19 protein-coding genes and 1 pseudogene are annotated in these 22,757 nt (G+C 40.5%); 6 read left to right on the top strand and 14 right to left on the bottom strand.

Going from position 1 to position 22,757, the window contains the following annotated elements:
- Positions 1-23: 23 nt before the first annotated feature.
- Positions 24-1,742, top strand: coding sequence for a proline--tRNA ligase (locus NI469_RS02560; RefSeq protein WP_253148393.1), 1,719 nt, complete (start codon positions 24-26; stop codon positions 1,740-1,742).
- Positions 1,743-1,796: 54 nt separating this feature from the next.
- On the opposite strand, the gene NI469_RS02555 is transcribed toward NI469_RS02560, so the two are convergent.
- The 10 genes from NI469_RS02555 to NI469_RS02510 form a co-directional block, all read right to left on the bottom strand.
- The gene (locus NI469_RS02555; protein ID WP_004645847.1) at positions 1,797-3,200 is read right to left on the bottom strand and encodes a hypothetical protein; all 1,404 of its coding nucleotides are present in this window, start codon (positions 3,198-3,200) and stop codon (positions 1,797-1,799) included.
- A gap of 21 nt (positions 3,201-3,221) precedes the next feature.
- The gene (locus NI469_RS02550; RefSeq protein ID WP_253174373.1) at positions 3,222-5,504 is read right to left on the bottom strand and encodes a hypothetical protein; all 2,283 of its coding nucleotides are present in this window, start codon (positions 5,502-5,504) and stop codon (positions 3,222-3,224) included.
- A 33-nt stretch (positions 5,505-5,537) separates the two neighbouring features.
- Positions 5,538-6,260, bottom strand: coding sequence for a hypothetical protein (locus tag NI469_RS02545; protein ID WP_253174372.1), 723 nt, complete (start codon positions 6,258-6,260; stop codon positions 5,538-5,540).
- Between the two features lie 12 nt (positions 6,261-6,272).
- Positions 6,273-8,552 (bottom strand): hypothetical protein, encoded by a 2,280-nt coding sequence (locus tag NI469_RS02540; RefSeq protein WP_253174371.1) that lies wholly within the window; start codon positions 8,550-8,552, stop codon positions 6,273-6,275.
- 235 nt (positions 8,553-8,787) lie between these two features.
- Positions 8,788-9,357 (bottom strand): dCTP deaminase, encoded by a 570-nt coding sequence (dcd, locus tag NI469_RS02535; protein ID WP_004280726.1) that lies wholly within the window; start codon positions 9,355-9,357, stop codon positions 8,788-8,790.
- A 123-nt stretch (positions 9,358-9,480) separates the two neighbouring features.
- Positions 9,481-10,074, bottom strand: coding sequence for a LysE family translocator (locus NI469_RS02530; protein WP_004732019.1), 594 nt, complete (start codon positions 10,072-10,074; stop codon positions 9,481-9,483).
- A 257-nt stretch (positions 10,075-10,331) separates the two neighbouring features.
- Positions 10,332-11,588: an iron-sulfur cluster carrier protein ApbC gene (apbC, locus tag NI469_RS02525; RefSeq protein WP_253174370.1), complete on the bottom strand. Its 1,257-nt coding sequence runs from the start codon at positions 11,586-11,588 to the stop codon at positions 10,332-10,334.
- A gap of 289 nt (positions 11,589-11,877) precedes the next feature.
- Positions 11,878-12,675, bottom strand: a complete 798-nt coding sequence (locus NI469_RS02520; RefSeq protein WP_253174369.1) for a putative sodium/potassium/calcium exchanger — start codon at positions 12,673-12,675, stop codon at positions 11,878-11,880.
- Between the two features lie 380 nt (positions 12,676-13,055).
- Positions 13,056-13,859: a hypothetical protein gene (locus tag NI469_RS02515; protein ID WP_253174368.1), complete on the bottom strand. Its 804-nt coding sequence runs from the start codon at positions 13,857-13,859 to the stop codon at positions 13,056-13,058.
- Between the two features lie 116 nt (positions 13,860-13,975).
- On the bottom strand, positions 13,976-14,560 hold the full coding sequence (locus NI469_RS02510; protein ID WP_253174367.1) for a hypothetical protein: 585 nt from the start codon (positions 14,558-14,560) through the stop codon (positions 13,976-13,978).
- A gap of 174 nt (positions 14,561-14,734) precedes the next feature.
- On the opposite strand from NI469_RS02510, the gene metG reads away from it, so the two are divergent.
- Positions 14,735-16,795 (top strand): methionine--tRNA ligase, encoded by a 2,061-nt coding sequence (gene metG, locus NI469_RS02505; protein ID WP_253174366.1) that lies wholly within the window; start codon positions 14,735-14,737, stop codon positions 16,793-16,795.
- A 142-nt stretch (positions 16,796-16,937) separates the two neighbouring features.
- The gene (locus NI469_RS02500) at positions 16,938-17,294 is read left to right on the top strand and encodes a hypothetical protein (protein ID WP_004280734.1); all 357 of its coding nucleotides are present in this window, start codon (positions 16,938-16,940) and stop codon (positions 17,292-17,294) included.
- A gap of 54 nt (positions 17,295-17,348) precedes the next feature.
- Here the strand turns inward: NI469_RS02500 and NI469_RS02495 are convergent, their stop codons facing one another.
- Entirely contained in the window at positions 17,349-17,465 is a 117-nt protein-coding gene (locus tag NI469_RS02495) for a hypothetical protein (RefSeq protein ID WP_086044934.1), read from the bottom strand.
- 269 nt (positions 17,466-17,734) lie between these two features.
- Here NI469_RS02495 and NI469_RS02490 point away from each other — a divergent pair.
- A pseudogene (locus NI469_RS02490) lies at positions 17,735-18,715 on the top strand (MBL fold metallo-hydrolase).
- Between the two features lie 448 nt (positions 18,716-19,163).
- On the top strand, positions 19,164-20,351 hold the full coding sequence (locus NI469_RS02485) for an ammonium transporter (RefSeq protein ID WP_253174365.1): 1,188 nt from the start codon (positions 19,164-19,166) through the stop codon (positions 20,349-20,351).
- 69 nt (positions 20,352-20,420) lie between these two features.
- Here the strand turns inward: NI469_RS02485 and NI469_RS02480 are convergent, their stop codons facing one another.
- Complete coding sequence (locus tag NI469_RS02480; RefSeq protein ID WP_004645862.1) at positions 20,421-21,044, bottom strand: LysE family translocator; 624 nt, start codon at positions 21,042-21,044, stop codon at positions 20,421-20,423.
- A gap of 103 nt (positions 21,045-21,147) precedes the next feature.
- Complete coding sequence (locus NI469_RS02475; RefSeq protein WP_253174364.1) at positions 21,148-21,330, bottom strand: NF038215 family lipoprotein; 183 nt, start codon at positions 21,328-21,330, stop codon at positions 21,148-21,150.
- A 180-nt stretch (positions 21,331-21,510) separates the two neighbouring features.
- Here NI469_RS02475 and NI469_RS02470 point away from each other — a divergent pair, with 180 nt between their 5' ends.
- Positions 21,511-22,392, top strand: a complete 882-nt coding sequence (locus tag NI469_RS02470) for a 1-aminocyclopropane-1-carboxylate deaminase/D-cysteine desulfhydrase (protein WP_253174363.1) — start codon at positions 21,511-21,513, stop codon at positions 22,390-22,392.
- On the opposite strand, the gene NI469_RS02465 is transcribed toward NI469_RS02470, so the two are convergent.
- Entirely contained in the window at positions 22,389-22,667 is a 279-nt protein-coding gene (locus tag NI469_RS02465; RefSeq protein ID WP_253174397.1) for a hypothetical protein, read from the bottom strand. The two genes, NI469_RS02470 and NI469_RS02465, sit on opposite strands and share 4 nt — an antisense overlap.
- Between the last annotated feature and the right edge of the window lie 90 nt (positions 22,668-22,757).

The following is a 22,757-nucleotide window of genomic DNA, read 5'->3' as shown; positions in this document are numbered from 1 at the left end:
CTTAATTTTTTAGGACAGTTTCCATGCGCGCGAGTCGCTTTTTATTTGCAACGTTAAGAGAAACCCCGAACGATGCTGAGGTTATTTCCCATCAGCTGATGCTTCGTGCCGGTATGATTCGTAAGTTGGCTTCAGGTCTATACACCTGGTTGCCGATGGGCGTTCGCGTATTAAATAAAGTTGAAGCGATCGTTCGCGAAGAAATGGACAAAGTCGGTTCACTTCAAGTCTATATGCCGGTGACTCAACCTGCATCTTTGTGGGAAGAATCAGGTCGTTATGTACAATACGGCCCTGAACTTTTACGCTTCAACGACCGCCATGGCAACCCATTTGTTCTGGGTCCGACGCATGAAGAAGTGATCACTGACCTTGCACGTAACGAATTAAAAAGCTACAAGCAATTGCCTGCAAACTTCTACCAGGTACAAACCAAATTCCGTGACGAAATTCGTCCCCGTTTTGGCGTAATGCGTTCACGTGAATTCATCATGAAAGATGCCTACTCTTTCCATGCCAACCAGGAATCACTGCAACAAACCTACGACGACATGTATGCAGCCTATTGCAAAATCTTCAACCGTCTTGGTTTAGATTTCCGTCCGGTTCAAGCAGATACCGGTTCAATCGGTGGTTCAGGTTCTCACGAATTCCACGTGCTGGCTTCAAGCGGTGAAGATGATATCGCCTTCTCGACTGAATCTGACTATGCAGCCAATATTGAAATGGCAGAAGCAGTACTTGTCGGTGAACGTGCGGCACCTACACAAGAACTCAAACTGGTAGATACACCAAATCAAAAAACCATTGCAGATGTATCAGCATTCTTGGGTACGAACCCTGCTCATTCAGTAAAAGCCTTATTGGTTCAAGGTGTTGCGACTGAAGAAGGTCAAGATGCACCTGTGGTTGCTTTATTCCTTCGTGGCGATCACGAACTGAATGAAATTAAAGCTGAAAAACATCCTTTAATTGCTGCACCTTTAACATTTGCTACTGAAGAACAACTGCAAGCCCTTGGCTTAAATGCTGGCTTTGTCGGTCCTCAAGGTCTGGTCGAAAAAGGTGTAAGCGTTATTGTTGATCTTGCAGCATCTGTATTGTCTGACTTTGTTGCAGGTGCAAATGCAGCAGATCAACACGCAACAGGTGTAAACTGGGAACGTGATGCGCAGTTCACTGAAGTTTATGACCTACGTAACGTGGTTGAAGGCGATCCATCTCCAGATGGTAAAGGTACGCTTCAAATCAAACGTGGTATCGAAGTCGGTCATATCTTCCAGTTAGGTCAAAAATACTCTGAAGCGTTGGGTTGTAAAGTTTTGGGGGAAGATGGCAAACCATTCACTGTAACCATGGGTTGTTATGGTATTGGCGTGACGCGTGTGGTGGCTTCTGCAATCGAGCAGAACTTTGATGAGAAGGGCATTATCTGGCCAACTGCCATTGCACCGTTTGAAGTTGCTATTGTGCCGATGAATGCACACAAATCTCCACGAACTATGGAAGCTGCGGAAGCACTCTATGCTGAATTACAAGCTGCAGGTTTTGACGTGTTACTCGATGACCGTAATGAACGTCCGGGCGTGAAATTTTCTGATCTTGAGCTTACAGGCATTCCACATCGTATTGTAATTGGCGAAAAAGGCTTGGATGCAGGTACGTTTGAATATAAAGGCCGCCGTGATGCTGAATCAGTAAATATCTCGAAAGAAGAATTATTGGCGAAGATTGCTAAATAATTTCGCTCTCTTATAAAAAATCCCGCGTAATGCGGGATTTTTTATGGCTATAAACTAGCAGAACTTATGCCCACCAAAGCAGTTTGAAGTCACATTCTGGTTTTGTAGCAACTTATCCATTAAGGTTAAGGTTGCGGGAGTTCCACCATTGTAGTTAGTAAATTGACCGACATCAATATTTAATTTACGTACGACTGGCACATTTGCAAGCGAACCTACAGCTTCACCTACATTTACATTAATCAAATTTTCAGGACGTAACAGGAATTCTGAAATAGCTGTGGCAACTTGAGGTAATACAAATGAAATATCCACTTCATCTGTGGTTTTTAATACCCCTAGTTGGATCGGATCTTTAAAAGACATCCACCAACCTGGTTTGGCAATATCAGCTGCATCTGCTCCTTGCCAATGTACATTTTGACTTTGTAAAGATAAATAGCCGCCTGTACCATTTAAAGGAATATTATGAATCATGTTCAAAGCCTGGACAAAGGTAATGTCCATATTCAGATTATCCAGACTTGAACCGGCCCCCATTTGAAAGAAAGAATGAGTTCCCAAATTAAGAAAGTCAATTAATGGGTCAAACTCCACGTATAGTTTATCATTTGAGAAATTTGGTGTACCAATTACATCGTTTGGCAAAGTTGCGCCAGATATAGGCGCTGCCAAAGGAATCGAGGTAATACTGGAACGAATATTCGTCACAGTTGCCGACTTTAGTCGTTGTCCGGTTACAATAGTCTCAGGCATGGTAAAGTCCACCCGCATGGAAGGCACAGTAATTCCAGTATGGCCCTCAGCACCAGGCTTACTAATAAATTCACGTGTTTGCCCCAAGGCCTTTAAATTCCCTTGAATTTTTTGATCACTTGCATTACCGAAAGTTCCGGCCTTTGTTACAGACTCGCCCGTAGTCTGCGCCATTTTCATATAGCCACTAAAACTTTTGAGACCATCATTCGGATTCTCAACGTTATCAGTTCCCATGGTCAAAAGCCCGACAATTTTATCTGCACCTAAGCGAAAACCCACTACTTCTCGGGTAGAGGCACTTCCGCCATTTTTAATCGCAAATTCAATAAAAGGATTATTTATACTGGCACTAGTATTAGCCCGATCACCGGAAAAGACAGGATTCCCTTCAGCATCAAAGCTGGGATTCAATCCACTTAATGCTAAGTTGGAAATATCAATATCACAGCCTGTTCCACCGTTACTTCCACCACAACCGAGCTGTAAAGTTTTAATATTAACGTTCAACTCCATCAAAGCCTCAACGCTCAGCTTATGAAAGTTAATCCCTTGAGATGAATCATAAGCATTTTCTAGATTTAATAATGCTTGCGCATCAACTGCAGATAAAGCGTCATCATCTAAAGCTGTCATTGCAAAACTTTGCTGTGTAATCACACACATTGCCAAAGCCAGACTATTCAAAAATATTTTTTTCATTTTAACGTCCTTATATTCTTATTAACGTGGTGTGATTCCCATCGTGCTACGTATGGTTCCACCCGTCAGTGCAATACTTGCCATGTTTTGCATATTGCCATTGGTCGCCATGGCAAAATTGGTCTTAAATGGTGTTGCAATATTATTTTCATAATTGAGTTTGACCTGATTATCCAAAGTCACTGTATCTGCACTGAAACGAACTTTTGCTTTGACACCTAAATGACCTTCCATCCGGTTAAAATTAATCGAAGAAGTTTTTAATACCCCGGTTGAATCAATATCTTCATTGGCAATACTGAAATAGCTACCTAAATTATCTTTATCTGTATTTTCTTCTGATGTGAGTGGCCTAAATTTAAAGTTTGCCTCAAGTGACAAGAAGTTGGTATCTGGAGAACTGGCGGTTGGATCTACCCCAGGAATAATCAGCAGTTCACCATTTCCATCAAGTTTAAAAGCGATATTAGTCAGAACATCGTCACGTTTGGAAAAATTATCGTGAGGCACATAGGCCCCGCATTTAGTGACCGATGCACTGGTACAGTTATATTTAGACCCTGGTAACTGACCAATCGCAAGCTCAGCTTTGGCTCCAATCAGTAGTTTATCAGCACGAATATAAATACCTTCATCTTCATAGCCAATAATACCTTCCGACTTGATCAGAGCATCGATATTCCTAAAGCCGGCATAATAATTAACTGCCTCACCATGATCGCCATTCTTGCCATCAATCAATATTATTGAGGTAGTGCTTGGCAAACCGGTTTTTTTGTCAATTCCGTAACCTTCAGTCGATGCCATGATGTTATAGGCAATGGCCTGTTTATTGTCTAGCCCATAGGTCGTCCCAGATAATGCAACATTGGCATTTAAATTATAGATAGGAATACCAATCCCCCATGAGCCCCCATCCCCACCCAGCTCGTTGAGCGAATTATCTGAAATAAACCGTGCCTTCGCAGCAATGGCCTGAAAGTCCATGCCTCGTATAGCAATAAGTGCAAAGTCATCCCCAGCCGCTGAAGTGCTGAGCGTCTGTTTAAGCACCTCACTCCCACCTAAAGTCTTTCGCATATTTTCATTAATGATAAAATCAAGACTTTTAGCAGTAATGGTATTGATATAAATATCACCGAAGTCAATATAGGCATTTTTACCATGCAAGATGTCATCGACATTACGTGTAGTCAATGGTCTAATATTGGAAAATTGGACGGCATGACTCCCTTTCCCAGTATGACCAATTTCAAGCGTAGTAGGTGCCATATTTGCTGGAAGCCCAGTACTATTAGCACCTGTGAAATCTGCAGACAAGCCCAGATTCAACCCGCCTTCTCCGGCCAGGCCACTGTAACCTGTTGCAGTTTTGTCCTGACGTTCTAGTACACCATTCACCTTCTTACTAACATCAAAAGTACCGATCTGAGTTTGATCTGCACTCATGGATAATCTTGCGTTAGTGACTGCACCCGAAGCTCCTAAACGCATAATATTTTTGCGTTCGTTATTTGGCGTGTTATAACGCAAGTCAATATTAACCCCAGGATTCGTCGGATTAACCCGGTCAGCCGCGATATCGGTAATATCTTCAGCACGCTTTAGATCCACATAATGATCTTGGTTGCCATTTCGTGTGGTCAGTACCACGCCTTCATCCGGGTCAATGTACATATACCCTTGACCCGCGAAGTTAAAGTTAAAGTCATTCAAAATCAGACTATTTTCGCCTAATTTATGACTAATCGTGGCATTTTTAAGCTGAAAATCGATACTGGCAATTGAATCTTTATTAAATAGACCTGCACTGGTTTGTAATAGCACACTAAGCGGTGTAGAGGTACTAATCCCTAATGCCCCCAAACTTTGATTAGATTGAGTACCCGCAGTCCGAATACTATTCGCAGATTGACTACATGGATTAGTCGTACAGGCGATCTTTACCAACTTTAAATCTGCAGTGGCTTGAAATGGTGAAACACTTGCAGCAAGCCGAAGTCCTGCCCCTTGTGAAGTCGCTCCTACATCTATTTCAAGTTGACTAATGATTGGTTTATTATCTTTGCCAATAATCTCAACATTATGTAGACCTAAACCCATTTTAGTATTGGTAGTTGGATTTGGATCATACCAATTGGCTTGAGCAATACTGGCTTTAGAAATTTCATGAGTAATCACCATACCATCTTGTCCAGTAACTTCACTCAATTCTTGCTCTTCAATAGTTTCAAGTGCATAACCTTGTTGTATAAGACACATGCATACTGTTAGCAATTTCAACTTTATTGTTGTTTTTTTCATTTTTATATCCTTATGCTGTACTTGACGTTGTTACTAACAACGACTTTGTGCTCCACCTGTACAGTTATAACCAAATATTTTCAAATTGCCTGACATATGCAGATTTCCATGAACGTTCAACCCCATAAATCCTTTTTCAGCACCTTGATCAAACGAAGGAACATCTTGGGGCGCGGTTGTATAAGTTCCATCGGCATTATAGGTACGCCCTGTATACGTACTATAAACGCCTGTATTGGCATAACCTTCTAAGGCGCCAGCACCTGTGCCCGTTTCAATCGAAACCGTATTAAAACCTAAGTTACGGATTTTCAAAGGTTGATCATCATAAAATCTAATGTTCATTGCCGTTTGTGGTTCATTACGGTGATTAATGATGGTTGTTCCATCAATTGAAAACTTATCAATCTGAATTGTGCCCTGAATGCCTTTAAACACTAACCACTTTTTATTTCCATTAGCATCAATATGATTATTCGGTGCAATTGCTAAACGGCAAAACTGTTTACTTGCCCCACAAGTGGTCGGATCGAGCACATAAAATACTTCTAAAGGATTGCCATCGCTTCCCAGTTTGGAAATGGTATCTTTCGTCAGATCGGTAGCATAAATATGGTTTAAGGATAAAGTCCAGTTCAGGTCCGCTCCACCCTGCCCCACTGTATCGGTTAATTCTTGCTGATTAAGGGTTTCCAAGCCGGCAAAACTGGTCATAGAAGTGCATAATAATGCACAGAGAGTGACTAATTTGGACATTTTAATACTTCCTTATAGACCAGTTGTTTTAATTTTCAGATGCTGAATCAGGACACCATCGATGACAGCAGATCCAAAATTCTTACTTGAGCCATCAACACTTTTAAATACAACTCCGGTTGAATTGACACCATCCTTGGCGCGCAGCAAATTTGTTCCTGAGATACGCTCTGTAGTCCCTATTGAGATGCTGCTGTGAGTCGCATTACGCCCTTGATAAAGTGCGGTAGTATCTGACGAATTATTTTTAATCGGTGTGCCACAACTATAGACATTACAGGTAGAACCCTTTAAATCGGTTGTTCCGAGTCCACCACCGTAATTTTGATAGATTTGATTATAAATAGAAGCAATATTGGGAATACGTGTCACTTCTAAAATAATGTTATTGCCTTCCGAACCCACCACGAAAGGCTGGTACATATTTCCGAGCACCAAGTTAATATTTGGACTATATAAATATAGACCCTCAAAATCATGAAAGACTGGAGCAATACTTCCATTCAAGGCTGGGGTTGGGCCATCACCATCAAGCCCCTCTGTTTTTGCTGCAGTACTTAAACGAATACCTTTCCTGTTTAGAGCATTATTACGAGTATTGATTGAATCTGTATTTCCAGCATATGTTCTGGCTAAAGTTACACTTTCAGCCGAGATCATCTCCCGATCAAAACCTTCTGCTTCTAATTGCTTATCTGTAAGGGTTCGTAATACCGCAATTTCTGCATCAGTTTTATTTTTTACTTTATCAAGCCTTGATAACAATCGAGTATCAAGATAACCAGTTGCCGAAGGATTATCATCAGTATTTAAGCGAATAATACTTGCCAAACCTAATGTTTGATTATAATCCTTATTGTCAGATTCTAAAGTTTGAAACAGCCGAATTTGTGAGCCATTAAGGCTAAGACCATTGGCAACAAATTGGGTTCTCAAACGGTGTTCTTTATCAAGCCCCGAAGTCGGCCCACCTGTTATAGGATCTACCACATTAGAAGAATTAAGCTCACGCGCAAAAATATCACTCCAGAAACCCAACTTGATATTATTATCACTTTCCACACCTGCAATCGGGCTTAATGGAGCCTCCAAAGCAATATAGCCTACATCTTTCGCAGCATCCTTGAACTGTTTAACATTTTCAGTTCCCGCACGAAACAACCAGGGATTCTCGGCTGATCCCCAGCTAAAACCCTGATTACTGTATCGCGTGCTTAGAGAGCCATCGCTTTTTGACAATGCCAGACCATAAATAAATACATCGGCTTTGGTTCTTAAAGAACCGACTGTGGTATTTTTTGCTTCTAACAAAGCGTCAGTTTTCGCATCACTAAGAATGCCTGCATACAGTTCTTCTGTCTGTTTTTTCGCTTCTGCTTCTGCAATTTGCCCTGCTTGAAATTTAGCTCGAATATCTGCTGCCGCATATGAGGCATCACTTAGTCGCTGCACTAAGCTATTAATTTCTGATCCAATAACATTGTTACGCGTGAAACCAGTCAAACTTTTGTAAAAAGTAGAATTGGCTAAATTCGCATTCGCTTCACTCGCACGACCACCATATAACAGCTGAATCATTTCATAGGTATTTGTAGTGGCATGTTCCAATGCTTTTTCAGCATAATTCAAAAGCCCTGTGGGATCTTCACTGACTGGTCTCGTCGTATAAACAGTCGTACCATCATTGACAGCCCTACCATCCGGGTCAAACAATCCTCTATTTGTTCCATTTCGATAGTAATTATGCCGTTCATTAAAATAGCGTTGAATAATTGCATCTGAATTAAAATAACGATCAGGAATTTCAGACTCTAATTTGGTCCTTTCAGCAGTCAGTTTATCCGGAATAGGCTGGGTATAGGTGCTGTATAAACTCGTATAACTCGTGTCATAAGTGGAATTGTAGGTAGAGGTATATAAAATGTTATAGCCGCTATCGATTTTTCCTTGAAGAACATTATTATCATAAGATGTTTTATAAATTTTATCATATACATTCTCCCCTAACTTCTCATAGTTTTCACCAGTCGGGATAATCCGAATAAAGCCTGTATCTGCCTGTCCCGGATTTTCAATTCCTCTCGCGTAACTGGAACCAGAAGAAAGATCTTTGGGTCCCTGAAACACCATTTTAAAATCATCAAGTACCAGTGCAACACCCTCACCTGTGGTGTCAGAAAGAGAAGAGTCTGATAATTCCTGCATCGCATGTGCAGAAGGCAACAGGCTGAAACCGATTGTCATCGCCAAATAACTTTTGCGAAATTTAAATATATCTTTTATCTGAGCCATCTCACTCTTTCCTTTTTATTCGATGCTCCGCACCTTTATGCTTCAGCTTCCCAGCCGCCAATCTTTGATTTTTTATGATGTATTGCATCTTTTTTATGGTTATGCGAAATCTATTATGCTGATTTTTAATACAGATGCCAAAGCCAATTAGGCGAAAAATAGTAGTTTCCGATGAATGAAAATCTCAAAAAAATAAACGGGACATAAAGTCCCGTCATTCAATATCTTAAAACAATTAGGTCTTCGGCAAAGTAACGCCTGTCTGACCTTGATATTTACCGCCACGATCTTTATATGAGGTTTCACAGACTTCATCAGATTCAAAAAATAGCATTTGCGCTACACCTTCACCTGCATAAATACGCGCAGGAAGATTGGTAGTATTTGAAAACTCTAAAGTGACATGTCCTTCCCACTCTGGCTCAAGCGGCGTCACGTTGACAATGATTCCACAACGCGCATAAGTCGACTTACCCAAGCACACGGTCAAGACATTACGTGGAATGCGGAAATATTCGATGGTACGCGCCAAAGCAAACGAGTTCGGCGGAATGATACAAACATCCGACTCGATATCAATAAAGCTGCGTTCATCAAAGTTCTTTGGATCAACAATTGCAGAATGCACATTGGTGAATACTTTAAATTCACGTGCACAACGCACGTCATAACCATAGCTGGATACGCCATACGAAATCAGCTTTTGACCATTTTCATCCAAACGTACCTGGTTTTCTGCATACGGTTCAATCATGCCGTGTTTTTCGCTCATTTCGCGAATCCAACGATCAGACTTAATTGCCATTGATATAATCCAAAAATCTTAAAAACAAGTTATTGCGACGTACTTTAACTGAAATTGACACTAATGAAAATAAGTGAAAGGCTTAGAGCTCAAGTTACCAAAAAACTGCTGATCGAGATCAGCTTATAAACTTAAAAGTGCAGAATAGCTTAAAGGAATGGAAAAGCTCATTAATACCAGCGAAGCCGTTTTCTGCAGGTTTTTCTGATTGAGCCAGCGACTGTTTTTTCTGGCCAGGATTGAACCCAGAAAAGTCCAGAAGAATGCAATCGGGATCAACAGCAGCAAGAAAACCAGCATATGAGTCACATAATGTTGGCCGCTTTTCCAGACAATGACAGGAAAGATCGCTGAGGCAAATAAAAGTGCTTTAGGATTAAGCAAGGTTGCCAAAAATAATTCTCGTGCGCGAATCGAGACATTTTCAAGATTTTCGCTTATTTCTGCAGTCCGCCATAATTTCACAGCGAGAAATAGAATATAGCCAGCACTAAAAAGTTTGAGAATGGTCGGTAAAAGCGGAAGATGAACGGAAATTTTTCCGATCAGAATGCCCCATAAGCTAATGGCAATCAGATAACCAAAGGCTTCCGCAGGAATTAAACGAAATGTTTTTTTAAATCCGACCTGAATGCCTGAAGATGCCAATAAGGTATTGGTTGGGCCTGGTGTTAAAAGAATGGTTGCCACTAAACCAATAAAAAACCATGAAATCATAGTTTGACCTCGCTCTAATCCGAGTAGCATAGAAGAATTCGGTCAGTGCTGCAAAAAAATAATTGTAAGAGAACATATGATCTAAAATTTAAATTTATTTATTTTAATTAATTCAAATGTTTATATAAGCTTTCAGGATAAACACCCGATAGTCATTTCAGTCAATTTCGATCATTTAAATCGAGCTAATTTTAAAAATAAGAAATAAAAAGCCCTAGCGTTTGGCTAAGGCTTAAATACCTGAATTTTCTATAGAATTAGAAAATTCGGCTATGGTCTTTTTCTGCTTTGGGTAGCTGTGCGGCAATTTTCTCTGCAATCAGCATATAGCTTTCTGCAGCAGCATCTTCGGCAATTACAGAAGGTGTACCGGCATCCGCATTTTCACGAATTTTAGCATCCAAAGGTAAACGGCCCAATAATGGGATTTGATATTGCTCAGACAGTTTATCGCCACCACCTGTACCAAAAATCTGTTCCTCAAAACCACAATTTGAGCAGATATGGGTCGACATGTTTTCAATCACGCCCATGATCGGAATCTGCACCCGATTAAACAATTCAATGCCTTTGGTCGCATCCAGCAATGCCACGTTTTGTGGTGTCGTCACAATCACTGCACCCGTCACCGGAATACGCTGCGCAAGAGTTAACTGGATATCGCCTGTGCCAGGTGGCATATCAATCATCAGCACATCGAGGTCTGGCCATAGGGTCTGATTGAATAACTGCATTAATGCACCCGTGGCTTTTGGACCACGCCAGGCGACTGGAGTATTGTGGTCTCCAGTTAAATGGCCAATTGATAATACTGCCATTCCATAGGCTTCGATAGGGACAAACTGCTCTGCTTCGATCATTGGCGTTTTGCCGGCATTGCCGAGCATAGTCGGGATACTCGGACCGTAAATATCGGCATCCAGTACGCCTACGCGCAGGCCTAATTTCTGTAGAGCCAAAGCCAGATTTACAGTCGTGGTCGATTTACCTACGCCACCTTTTCCAGATGACACCAGAATCACATTTTGAATGCGTGGGTGTTTTGGAACATCACGCTGTTGCGGCGCAGCTTTTTGAATCGGTGGATTATTTGGATCAGCTTCTTCTGTTTTTGCAGGCTGTGACGCATCAACCACAGACGGAAGATTAGGTTTTGCTTCCGCTTTAGGCTCGCTTGAACAGTTTTCACCTTCAGCATGGTTATGCCCACAACCACCTTCTTTCTTATGTCCAGTTTTCTGCTGAATCACATGCATATTCAGCTCTTGAATACCACATTTTTGCAAAGCTTCCGCCAGTTCATCATGAATCTGTTGCAGCTGCACTTTTTCTTCGGGATAGGTATTCAAAGTAATTTGCAGAATTTCACCCTGTACATTGACCTGCGTAATACGATCTTTCAAGGCATTGCTGGAATTTGGCAAGATATAGTTTTGCAGTACGTTCTGCACAGCTTCTTCGTTCACCTCCTTGGAAGGCGAAAAAACCGATTTAAGCGAAGAAAGCCAGGACATAGGTTACTCCAAAAATGTAGATCGACATCTGAATCGCTTAGTTTAACGGTGTTTTAGGCGAAGGTTAAGCACTGTATTGGAGAAGATGAAACAGATATCTTCAATTTCCAACTATTTTACTTGGTTTTGTGAAATATTTTATGAAATCTTGGTGAATAGAAATAATGAAAAATGAATGATTGAGAGTAAAGAAAGGCAGATTATTTTGATGTAATAAATTTTTTTTATTGATCTTATGTGATCAAGCCACTTTAACCCTCTGTAATTAAAGTGGCTCTATGATCACAGACTATTTATGATTTTTATTGTTTTCAGATTTGTCTTGTTGATCCTTGGTGTTTTTATCCTGATCTTGTTTCGATTCATCCTTTTTGGACTGAGATTTGCTTTCTGAATCTGTATCTTTGGCATCTTGCTGCTGATCCGAATCACTTTCCTTCGATTGATTATCTTTCATTTTATTCATCGTATCAGTCGCCATCTGTTTCAGATCAGCGAACTTAACCGAGGCTTCGCTGAATAAGTCTGTGATTTTCTGTCTAGTATCTTCAAACTTATGCATGGCTTCATCTTTTAAATTTGCCATACTTGCCTGCTGATCGGTCTGACCATCTTTAGCATTTTGTTTATCTGACTTGTTAGATGATTTATCTTGAGATGTATGATCTGCTTTGGCCTTTTTCACATCATCCGAACCTTGCTCAGCATGTTGCTGGCCGTCAGATTTACCATGTTTCAGCTCATTCAGAAGCTTTTCACCTTTTTGCAATAGCTCCTCACCGATCGCAATCGCCTTGGCTTTTAGATCATCCATCTTAAAGCTTTCAGTTTTTTTATCGGACTGATTCTCTTGAGAACTGTCTTTTTGCGCTGATTGCTCAGCATTTGCATCTTTGCCGTTGTGCTGGGTATCAGACTTCTGATTAGCATGGGTCTGGGCACTTTGCCCGTTCTTATGTTCCTGATTATGCTGTTTATCTATCTCGTTTTGCTTTTGCTCTTTAGCAAGCTGATCATTCAATTCGCGTGCATGTTGTTCTTTATCTTGATTTTGCTTCGACATATTGTTTTGGTTCTGCTGAGTCATGAGGTACCCTCCTTAGGCATATCATATAAACAATCAGCCATTTTTTAGCACAAAGCATCACGCGAATCGGGCGAAGTAAGCAAACTGCAACAAAGCCTGTACATGTTGTTGCTATTGTTTGCAGGATGTAGCATGAGATGAGTCAAATCCGTATTGAAAAGCTCTATGCTAAAGATAATGCGGGCTTTTGTATTCGGGCTGTCCAAGTCCATCTATTCGCAGGGTTTCAGCAAAGTATTTCTTTGCAATTCTGTCAGCACACTTCTACCCTGCTAATTCAAATTCCGTCATGGCGTAATTTTCAAAGCTAAAGGGCGCATGTTGCCAATCCACATCAGCTGTTTATAGAATGCAAATTTATCATGAGACATTGCTTCACGTTAGGCACGCAAAGTACTCATAAAGCTGACCGCAGAGAACAACCATATAAACAGAATGAAGCTGCGTGCTTGATTGAAATTGTCTACATCTGTGCCATGTAGCATGTTGTGACGGGTCATGGTCACATTCGAGCTTGAATCCATTTTATAGGCAGCAAGTTCAGCAAAATACGGATTCAGTTCAATCGCGATTTTGGACTTATGCCACAGGCTTTTAATTTCATTGCCTTTTAAACCCGGTACGATTTTATAAACATCGACAAACTTGGTGCTATTTTGCTTTAAAAAACCTGTTTTGATCAGAATATCCGTCAAAATGCCTTCAAGCTGTGCATAGACATTGGGAATACAACCGCTGTAAAAACCAAGCTTGTACATTTTCAAGCTTTCAAGCAGCACCAAACGGCGCTTGGCTTTAATATTTTCTTCAATCTCTAGCGCATCAAAGGCTTTGAGCATTTCAGTTTGGAAATATTCGCTATTGATCATATCGAGTAAATTAAATTGCTCAACATCTTCAAACTGGTGAATGGTTGGCCAAAAATGCATGAGGTTTAAAGCATCATTGGCAAACTTTGCCCCAATCGGTTGATCCAGCTGATCTACAAGCACTTGGAAGTAAGCATCTTGCTCTGCCAAGCCCGATAAGGTTTTAATTAAAAGTGTATGTTCATCTGCCGAGATGCCTTCAAGATAAGCTTTTGCATCTTTTAAAATCTGACTGCCCAATTGTTTTTGACTCGCAGCATTTTGCTTAATGCGTGTCACTGGTTGGTCATCTTCATAGTCGTCGTATTCGATCATGGACGGCTTACTCTTTTAATAAATGCAATAGCGCACTATTATCCACGATTCTTGCTTGGCTCGTAGTGCTAAGTCGGATGTTTTAACGATTTAACTAAACTCAATCATTCCTGATTTTAATAAAAACCATTTACGCTCAACAATAACTTTTGTTTTTCAGCGATTGCCCAATAATTATTATAGTAAGGTTTGGCTTTCTCAATCTTTTTAAACATGGGTTCCTGACATGCCTGTTCAACGGTTTTAATCTGTTTTTCTAAACCAAAAACAATGAATGAATCTCGAACTCTTTCTTGTCTAGGCAACTTAAACCACGGATCCGAAACAACATAATGAATATTAGAATGCCATGTTTTCCAACGTTTCTTTACCGTCGATTGAATACATTCAATATGCTCAACGGTCTTGGCTTCACCATACTTCCATTGCTTTAGAAATGCTTGTTTGGTTTTATCATTGAGTAGATAAACCCTTACCCACACACCCCAATCACCACCATGATGGCGACTAAAATAAAAAATGGGATCAGGTAAATTCGGAAATTGTTCACGATCCGCTAAAACAGAATCATCTAACCTTTTTTGATGTTGCTGATCATCTACGATTTTTAAATTGATAATGAAACAAATCGCAAATAAAGTGCATGGCAAAAGTACAAGATACAGAAAAATTTTTAACGCATTTTTAAAAAAATTAATCATTCTTTAATCTGTTATTATTTTTCATTGAAATATAAAAAGATTATCTGATTAAACCGAGTTAATGACAACGCTATCAGCAATTTTGAATAATTCACTAAAAGCCTTATGCAACTTTTGCTTATCTCAGGTAAAATCATCCACCTTGCATAATATACGAATGAGAGAGTCATATCCGTGCGTAATATCTTAGTCACTAACGCCCTTCCATACGCCAACGGCCCGATTCATATGGGTCACCTACTCGGTTATATCCAAGCTGATATTTGGGTACGTGCGATGCGTGCGATGGGTCATGATGTGACTTATGTCTGTGCGGATGATGCTCACGGAACTGCGATCATGCTGCGTGCCGAAGCGAATGGCATTTCACCTGAAGCGCAAATTGCCAATGTGCAAAAAGAACACATTCGTGACTTTGACGGTTTCGGTGTGCATTTCGATCATTATGATTCTACGCATAGCGATACCAACCGTGCCCGTGCGTCTGAAATCTATGTGAAAAACCGCGATGCTGGCAATATTGCTGTTCGCCCGGTGACCCAGCTTTTTGATCCTGAAAAAGGCATGTTCCTGTCAGACCGTTTCATTAAAGGCACCTGCCCGAAATGTAAGGCGGAAGATCAGTACGGCGACTCATGTGAAGTCTGCGGTGCAACTTATAATGCGACAGAATTGTTGAATCCGCATTCAACTCTAAGTGGTGCAACTCCAGTCGAAAAATCATCTGATCATTATTTCTTTAAATTACCAAATTTTGGTGAATACCTGCAAAAATGGACCCGTGATGAAGGTCGCCTGCCGGTATCCATTGCCAACAAACTGGACGAATGGTTTGAAAATGGCTTGAACGATTGGGACATCTCACGTGATGCGCCATACTTCGGTTTTGAAATTCCGGATGCCCCAAACAAATATTTCTATGTTTGGGTTGATGCACCGATTGGTTATATGTCGAGTTTTGAAAACTACATCAAAACCAAACGTCCTGAATTGAATTTTGACGATTTCTGGAAAAAAGACTCTGAAAATGAGGTCTATCACTTCATTGGTAAAGACATTGTCTATTTCCATGCCTTGTTCTGGCCGGCAATGCTTGAAGGTGCAAATTACCGTACGCCATCAGGTTTATTCGTAAATGGGTTCTTGACTGTAAATGGTCAGAAAATGTCGAAATCTCGTGGTACCTTCATTAAAGCTGAAACCTATTTAGAGCATTTAAACCCAGAATATTTACGTTATTACTTTGCTTCTAAACTTTCTGACAAAGTTGAAGATTCTGACTTGAACCTGGATGACTTTGTACAAAAAGTGAATTCAGACCTAGTCGGTAAAGTCGTGAATATTGCCAGCCGTTGTGCAAAATTCATCAACACCAAATTTGATAACAAGTTAAGCACTACATGTGCTGAACCTGAATTGGTACAAAGCTTTATTGATGCCGGGAGCTCAATTGCTCAGGCTTATGAAGCACGTGAATTCTCTGCGGCAATTCGTGAAATCATGGCGCTGGCAGACAAAGCCAACCAGTACATCGATGAGAAAAAGCCTTGGGCACTTGCGAAACAGGAAGGTCAGGAACAACAGGTTCATGATGTATGTTCTGTGGGAATCAACCTGTTCCGTCAATTGGCAGTGTATTTAGCGCCTGTATTGCCAACTTTGGCTCAACAGGTTCAAGATTTCTTGCAACTTGAAAGCTTCGATTTTGCTTCTCGCGAAACCATTCTAGTGGGTCATGAAATTGCATTGTTCCAACCATTGATGCAACGTGTAGATCCAAAAGCGGTTGCTGCCATGGTCGATGCATCTAAAGATTCTTTAGCTGCCTCTGCTGCTGAACCTGCTAAAGCTGAAAAGAAAAAAGAGAAGAAGGTAGAAAAGAAAGCTGAACCTAAAGTCGGCGAAGCCGAAATCATTAATATTGATGATTTTATGAAAGTTGACCTGCGTGTCGCTGAAGTTTTGGAAGCAGCTACAGTTGAAGGTTCTGACAAACTGCTTCAACTCACTTTAAACGTTGGTGAGGCTGAGCCACGTAATGTGTTCAGCGGTATTCGTGAGTTCTACCAACCTGAAGACTTAAAAGGCAAATTGGTAGTGATGGTGGCGAACCTCGCACCACGTAAGATGCGTTTTGGTATTTCAAACGGTATGGTGCTAGCTGCGGGTAATGGCGACGGTGTTTGGGTGATTTCACCTGAATCTGGTGCTAAACCGGGTGATAAAGTGTCTTAAGTTTAGGTTTTGAGAAAAGAAAAGCCTCTACGTATGTAGGGGCTTTTTTATATCATCAGTTAAATTTACTTTCTTGATTTTTAATATTTTCAATATAAAATCAATGCGCTTTTTTATTCTTTTATAATTATTCGGGGTAAGCATGAAAAAATTATTAGTTTCAGTTCTAGCGATGTCTACAATTGCATTTACAGGTTGTTCGGTACGTATGGCTGACATGACAGTTGCATCTACTAAAAACTACAACCTAAACTCAAACCAGTTTGTGAAAGGTGAACGTGTTAAAGGTGAAGATAAAGTTCCTGTGATTTTATTCCCACTTGGTATTCCTAACTTCAAAACAGCAGTAGATCGCGCAATTGAAAAAGACCGTTGTGCTGTTGCACTTTCTGATGTGGTAATTACTCAACTTAATCAAGCATTTATTATTGGTCAGATTGGCTATCGTGTAGAAGGCACTCAAGTGATTGACCGTTCTCAGCCTGAATGTGCTAAATAAGTTATAAATATAAAAAAACCTCTATCTCTAGAGGCTTTTTTATTGCTGGGTCACTTAGCCTTGCAACACAAATTCCCAAATCACATAGCCCAGTCCAAAACCAAGTAGTGAATATAAGGTAATAATGAAAAATACAAAGCTGGCATTGTTTTTTCTTTTCCAAAAACTCATCGCGACACCCAAAGCTTGTTCGTAATACCCCATGTTAACGAGCTTTTCATAAAAAGTGAAATATATCTAAGCATTTTATTTATAATAATATTTTAATGAAAAACAGGTTCTTAACTTTCAAAAAATCAATATACAGATTCAGACTGAATTTTTAGTACAGATGCCAAATCAGCACTTCTATTTTTAAAAATGGTAAATATATTCATATTCTTTTTTTGCTAACATCCGTGCTAATACATGGAATTGACTTTAATTACATAAGAATAGCCATGAAATACTTCACCTCTTCTCTCATCATTTCACTGCTTGCTATAGGTTCAATGGCGGGTATCTTTCAAACACATGCACAAACCGTTTCTAGCACCCAACAACAAAAACAGGTTCCCGGTTATTATCAACATAACTTCGGGGATTACCAGATTACTGCCCTACTGGATGGTAGCAATTATCTGTCCAAAGCCTTATTTAAAGATATTCCAGCAGCCCAAGCCGATCAGATCTTGAAAAAATACTACGTTGATCAGGCCAAAGGCATCCAGACATCTGTGAATGCCTTTCTGGTCAATACAGCCAAAGAACTGGTTCTGGTCGATAGCGGAACTTCAAGCTGTAATGGTCCACACCTAGGTTCAGTGTATTCCAATTTACAGGCTTCAGGGCATAAACCTGAACAGGTGAATGCCATCCTGCTCACGCATTTACATCCTGACCATGTATGCGGTATCAGTAATAACGGTATTGCCAATTTCCCTAATGCCAACATTTATGTATCTCAAGCTGAACTGGATTTCTGGATGAATCCCAAAACGGTAGAAAAATTATCAAAAGCCAAGCAGGCAGGTTTTTTGGGCACAGTCGATAAAATCAAGAAAGCCATTGCACCCTATCAGGCCAAGAATCAGCTCAAAACCTTTAAAACTGGCAATAAAATCCATGCTTTCGATGTCATCAGTTCGGCTGGACATACACCGGGGCATTTTGGTTTTAGCTTAAAATCACAAGGTCAGCAGATGGTATTTATTGGGGATATTGTGCATTCACATACGCTTCAGTTTGATCGCTAACAGACCGGCGTTGACTTCGATGTCGATCCACAAAAGGCGATCGAAACCCGCTTAAAATATTTTGCTGAATATGCGAAAAACGGTCAGACGATAGCGGCACCACATTTGCCATTTCCGGGAATTGGACATATTTATTCTAAAGACAATAAAAGCTATCAATGGATTCCGGTACATTTTAAAGATTAATTGAATACTTCAATAATTTTATCTAAGCATGAAACCCTAATTTTTTAGGGTTTTATTTATTTTAAATATCCTTCAGCCAGATTCCCTATGACTTGGTAAATTTAAAACTTGAATGACGCGTTGAGATTTAAAAGCTATGATTTCGTTTATCTTTAAATTTTTTCTTAAAAATCTTTCATTTTTCACGTGCACCTTTAGCATGCTTTTTTAGCACCGTTTTTCTTACGATAAATATAAACGCCTAAAAATATAATATAAATTTGAATTTTATGAACTCTTGCTATGTCTTAGTTTGGTGCAAAAAAATAGCAACGTGCTTTATATCGAGTCTTATCAATTTCAAGAAATTCTTCATCAAAATTTCCCTTGCTTAGCCCTCTTCTACAATCAATTTGCCTCTATATACTGATTTTCTTTTGTGATCCCGCGCACTAAATTGGAACGCACCATGCAAAATATAGACTTATTATTTCTTCTTCTCGGTGCAGTTCTAGTGCTTGCCATGCATGCTGGATTTGCTTTTTTAGAGCTTGGAACAGTTCGACATAAAAACCAGGTCAATGCCCTAAGTAAAATTCTAACCGACTTTGCCATCTCCGCCATCGCCTATTTTTTAGTGGGCTACTATATTGCCTACGGTCAGCACTTTTTCCATGATGCTGCAACCTTGTCTGCCGATCATGGCTACAATCTGATGCGCTGTTTTTTCCTGTTGACTTTTGCTGCAGCAATTCCAGCGATTATCTCTGGAGGGATTGCAGAGCGTGCCAAAATGCGTTCACAGGCTTTAGCGACATTATTTCTGGTTGCGCTGATCTATCCGTTTTTTGAGGGTATGATCTGGAATGGCAACCTTGGTTTTCAGGATTGGCTGACCCATGCATTTGGTGCAAGTTTTCATGATTTTGCCGGCTCAGTTGTCGTTCATGCAATGGGCGGCTGGATCGCACTGGCCGCAATAATCCTACTTGGTGCGCGTCATGGCCGTTACAAAAAAGATGGCCGGATCACCGCGCATCCTCCTTCATCAATTCCTTTTTTGGCTTTAGGCTCCTGGATTCTGATTGTTGGATGGTTCGGTTTCAATGTCATGAGCGCGCAGCGGCTGGATGCCATTTCTGGGCTGATCGCTATTAACTCTTTGATGGCCATGGTCGGTGGAACAATAGCAGCCAAAGTTGCGGGGAAAGATGACCCGGGCTTCCTGCATAATGGTCCTTTAGCAGGTCTGGTGGCGATTTGTGCCGGATCAGATGTCGTTCATCCCTTGGGTGCTTTTTTTATCGGGATCAGCGCCGGTATTATTTTTGTGAAATTCTTTACCTATACCCAAAATAAACTCAAAGTGGATGACGTATTGGGAGTCTGGCCTTTACATGGCGTTTGTGGTGCTTTTGGTGGATTAGCTGTGGGTATTTTCGGTCAGCAATGGCTCGGAGGAATGGGAGGAGTGTCTTTAATTTCACAACTCACAGGTACGGTGCTGGCGATTGTCATTGCTTTGGCGGGTGGTTTTTTGGTGTATGGCCTGCTTAAGGTTTTGATGGGTATTCGCCTGACTGAGGAAGAAGAGTTCAACGGTGCAGACCTGTCGATTCATCGTATTTCTGCTAATTCGGAAGAAAATACTTTTTAATGGATATAAAAAAAGCCTCTAGGGCTAGCGGCTTTTTTTATTTATAAGCAGCACGTCTATACGAGATAATTACTTCATACCAAAGATCAGTTTTAAACCAAGTACCGTCATAACTGCGCCTGCGGCGCGGTCAAACAAAGCTTTAAACTTCAAATAAACACGACGTGGCTTTTCCGCAGATAATGCAACTGCGACCAGTGAACACCAGCCCGCATCAATAAAGAAACATAAGACAGGTAAAACAAAATAAAAATACGTTGGAATTTCTTTGGGCAATAACGCGGTAAAAATACTGGCAAGCACAATCGCAATTTTAGGATTGGACAACTGTGTAATTAAACCTGTGGTAAAGGCACGGCGTAAAGACATCTGTTTGGCAATGGCGACATCCGCTTCGATCGGATCTTTGGCATGTTTAATAATTTTAAACGCCAGCCAAAGCAAATATAAACCACCACAAATTTTTAAGGCCAGATAAGCCGAAGGTACAGCCAGCAAAAATGCCTGCAAACCCAGTACTGCCAGCAGACCAAAAATCGCTGCACCGAGACCAGTACCCAATGCAGTAAATAAACCATGTTTACGTGAAATGGCAATTGAATTTTTTGCCACATAAATAGAAGTCGGCCCGGGACTCATTGCACCTAACATCAGGGCAAAAGCAATCGAACCTAAAATCCAGAATGATTCCACGAGATAACCTGACTTAAAAATTGAAGGGCTATTTTAAGCACAAACCTGACAATTTGCTGTAAAAATTTCTGGATTTGTCATGAATTTTAACTATTGCAATTACTTAAGGTTTCAACTGATCCTGAGCACTCAAATGCTTGTCTAGCAGTTGATAATCCTGCTCATGTACAGGTACACCGCCAATAATCATGGTGCGGGTTTCTGTTTTAGGTTTGTTCATCGCATCATCACAGCCCGACACACTGATTAGCATGCCGACCAACACAGCATAGGATAATATTTTCATTATTCTACCCTCCTCAGGGTTTCCTCTGTTTAGATTAGCATTATTGTTTAAATAATCAGCGGAATATTTGTGACAATCTACAACCAACTCCATAGCTCTCAGCGAATAATGGCTTATTGAAAAGCTCTGATTTTTAGCACTTCCGCTATAATGTTTTAATAACCTACTATCTTAATATCTATGTTTGAAACCATTGCTCAAAATATTCCAGATCAACAAATTAATTTTCACGATATTACTTTAACAATACGTCGTCTGGATCTGGTGCATCCGCAAATTTCGGGCAACAAGTTTTTTAAACTGAAATACAATTTTCTTGAGGCCAAAAGACAAGGTTATCAGCATATTCTGAGTTTTGGAGGCGCTTACTCCAATCATATTGCCGCCACTGCATTTGCCGCACAACAGTTTGGTTTTCAGAGTGTTGGAGTGATTCGGGGTGAGGAGCTGGCTGATCGACCATTGAATCTAACATTAGCCACCGCCCAGCAATTCGGGATGCAGTTGCATTTCGTCAGTCGTGATGAATATCGGCGCAAGCAACAGCCTGAGTATTTGGCCGAACTCGCTCGACAATTTCCTGAACATTATGTGATTCCTGAAGGTGGAACCAATGCTTTAGCGATTCGAGGTTGTCAGGAAATATTAAAAGATAGCGATGCGCAATTTGATGTCATTTGTTGTGCAGTAGGCACTGGCGGCACCATCAGCGGATTGATCGAAGCTAGTCACACGCATCAACAGCTTTTGGGATTTTCTGCGCTGAAAGGTTCATTTTTAAAAGATGAAGTCGCCCAACTCACCAGCAAAACCAACTGGAACATTCTCGATGATTACTGCTGTGGTGGCTATGCCAAAACCAGTGCAGCCCTGATGCAGTTTATCCGGGATTTTGAAGCCGAATTTGCAATTCCACTGGAGCAGATCTACACGGCTAAAATGCTGATGGGGATTTTTGATCTGATCGAGAAAAATTATTTTCCGGTTGGATCAAAACTGTTGGTGATTCATAGTGGTGGTCTGCAAGGCCGTAATATTCCCTTTGGTTTTACAGCAACCTAAGCTTGAATTGGTTGATTGTTATTTAAGGCAATTAACCCTTTAACCAAGCGGTAGATATGCCAGATAAAGACCAGAAACACGATCAGGAAGCCAATCAAGATCACGGTCAATAAGCCACCGACGATATAGCCCAGCAAACTGATCCAGAAGGTTTTAATTTGCCAGTCGACATGACTTTCCAGCCAGGTACCGCGCATTTCATCACGCTTGATATAATTCATCACAATCGCAATAAATGGGGTAAGACCAAGAAAAAATCCTAAAATATAAAGAATAGACTTCCGTCATAAATCAAAAAACGTACAATTTATTTGATCTTAAATTAATCAGCAAAATTATTTAATTCAAGAGATAATCCTTGGATG

The organism is Acinetobacter lwoffii (assembly GCF_024129735.1).
Taxonomy (GTDB): Bacteria; Pseudomonadota; Gammaproteobacteria; order Pseudomonadales; family Moraxellaceae; genus Acinetobacter; species Acinetobacter lwoffii_H.
The sequence above is the reverse complement of the archived record's forward strand: the minus strand, read 5'-3'. Positions and strand labels throughout refer to the sequence as shown.